Source organism: uncultured Mycobacterium sp. (assembly GCF_964249325.1).
GTDB lineage: Bacteria > Actinomycetota > Actinomycetes > Mycobacteriales > Mycobacteriaceae > Mycobacterium.
The window spans coordinates 1-2,761 of record NZ_CAXUCH010000374.1 but is presented as its reverse complement, the minus strand read 5'-3'; the positions used below and the strand labels follow the sequence as shown (position 1 = coordinate 2,761).

Genomic DNA, 2,761 nt, shown 5'->3' with positions numbered 1-2,761 from the left:
TGTCTGCACACGGTGAAGATGCTGTCCGATGAGTCGCTGATCGCGGCGCGGGCGCGGCTCAACCCAGCCGCCGGGGTGATGCTTCGCGCGCTGTGGGTGGCTGACGCCGCCCAGTTGGTGGTGATCATTCACCATTTGGCCGTCGATGGGGTGTCGTGGCGGATCCTGCTGGAGGACCTCAATATCGCCTGGGCCCAGCATCACAGTGGGCAGCCGATCGCACTGCCGGCGGGCGGGACGTCGTTTGCCCGATGGGCGGCGCTGCTATATGAACACGCGCAAGCCCCTGAGGTGGTGGCGCAGGCGGAGCGGTGGCGCCGGGTGGCGGCGACTCCGCCGGCGCTGCCAGCGGTACGGCCGGGCATTTGTCGGTGGAGCTGGATGCACAGACCACCCGGATGCTGCTCGGTGAGGTGCCGGCGGCGTTTCACGCCGGGATCCACGACATTTTGGTGATCGGGTTCGCCTTGGCGATGGCGGAATTTTTAGGCAACCCCGGTACCCCGATCGGCATTGACGTGGAGGGCCACGGCCGGCACGAGGAGCTGGGCGCCGATGTGGACCTGTCGCGCACAGTGGGCTGGTTTACCACGAAGTACCCGGTGTCGTTAACGGTCGGTGGGCTCGACTGGGGGCAGGTGTCCGCAGGGCAGGCGGGATTGGGGCGGCTGATCAAAGACGCCAAAGAGCAGCTGCGCGCCCTGCCCGACGGGCTGGCCTATGGTCTGCTGCGTTATCTGAACCCCGATGTCGAGTTGGCCGGCTCCGACCCGCCGATCGGGTTTAACTATTTGGGCCGGCTGGCCGCTTCGGCTGAGCTTTCCGATGATTTGTGGCGGCTTAGCCCGCAGGGCGTAGCGCTGACCGGGGCAGCTGCGGCAATACCTATGACGTTGGCCCACACGGTCGAGCTCAATGCCGTCACCGCCGACACCGATGCCGTCCCGCGGTTGCGCGCCAACTGGTCGTGGGCGCCCTCGGCACTTGATCACGCGGCGATTGACCGGTTGAGCCGGTTGTGGTTTGAGGCATTGCGCGGCATCTGCGCGCATGTGCGATCCGGCGGAGGCGGGTTGACGCCGTCGGATATCGTGCCGGCTCGGCTGAGCCAGCAGCAAATCGACGAGCTGGGCCGGCAATACCAGATCGCCGACGTGTTGCCGTTGACCCCGCTGCAGCAGGGACTGCTGTTCCACACCACTGCCGCAAAGGAATCCGGCGAGGATGTGTATGCGGTGCAGCTGGATATCACCATCACCGGCCCCCTAGATGCGCCTCGGCTGCGTGAGGCGGTGCACATGGTGGTGACCCGGCATCCGAACCTGGTGGCCCGCTTCTGCGCACAGTTCGAGCAGCCGGTGCAAGTCATCCCCGCTGACCCGGTGGCGCCGTGGCGCGATGTCGAGCTCGATCCCGAAGCCGGCGATGAGCAGGTGCAGGCGCTGTGTGCCGCCGAACGCGCCGCGGTGTGCGACCTTACCCATCAGGCGGGGTTTCGGGCGGCGTTGATCCGCACGGCAGCTGATCGGCACCGGTTGGTGCTCACGAATCACCACATCGTGCTCGACGGCTGGTCGCTGCCGATCCTGCTACAGGAATTGTTCGCCGGCTACTCCGGGCAGCGGCTGCCTGAGGCCTCGTCGTATCGGCGATTTGTTGCCTGGCTGGCCGATCGTGACCTGGATGCCGCCCGCGCGGCGTGGGCCGAGGTGCTCGCCGGTTTTGACACCCCCACCTTGGTGGGCCCACCAGACCGGGTGGGCCTGGGGCGGCGAGGCATGGCATGGGTTCGGGTGCCAGAGCAGACCACTCAAGCCCTTGCCGAGCTGGCCCGCTCGCGCCAGACCACCGTCAACATCGTGTTACAGGGCGCGTTCGCACAGTTGCTGTGCTTGTTGACCGGCCAGCATGATGTGGCGTTCGGCACCGCGGTGTCGGGGCGGCCCGCCGAGGTGGCTGGCGCGGAGGCGATGGTGGGCCTCTTGATCAACACGGTGCCGGTGCGGGCGAAGCTCACGGCGGCGACCACCACCGCCGAGCTGCTGGATCAGCTACAGAAGACCCACAACCACACCCTGGAGCATCAGCATCTGGCGCTAGCGGAGATCCACCGGATCACCGGTCACGACCGGTTGTTCGACACCTTGCTCGTCTACGAGAACTACCCGATCGACACCGCCGCGTTGGCGGTCGATCGCGAGGTGGCCATCACCGAGTTCAGCATCCACGAATCCACCCATTACCCACTGGCGGTGGTGGCCGGGCCGGGAATCCAACTAGGACTTCGGGTCGAATACGACACCGATGTGTTCGACGCGGCCGGAATCCACACCCTGATCGAGCGTTTTGAGCGGCTGCTGGCGGCGATCACCGCCGATCCGACCCGGCCGCTGTCGTCGATCGATGTGCTCGACGAGGCCGAGCACCACCATCTCAATGAGATCGGTAACCGGATGGTGTTGACCGCGCCGACAGCGACGGCGGGGGCGTCGATTCCGGTGTTGTTCGCCGCTCAAGTGGCGCGTGCCCCGGAGGCCGTGGCGATCAGCTGCGGGGCTCGGTCGTGGACCTATCGGGACGTGGAGCAGGCCGCGAATCGGTTGGCCCACCTGCTGGCCGACCACGGGGTGGGGCCGGGGCAGCGGGTGGCATTGCTGGTGGAGCGCTCGGCAGAGGCCGTCGTCGCGATGTTGGCGGTGCTCAAGACGGGGGCGGCCTATGTGCCGGTCGATCCGGGGCTGCCGGCGGCGCGGATCAACTT

1 pseudogene is annotated in these 2,761 nt (G+C 67.0%); it reads left to right on the top strand.

Going from position 1 to position 2,761, the window contains the following annotated elements:
* Positions 1-2,761: pseudogene (locus ACFE99_RS24680) on the top strand (condensation domain-containing protein); the annotation flags it as partial.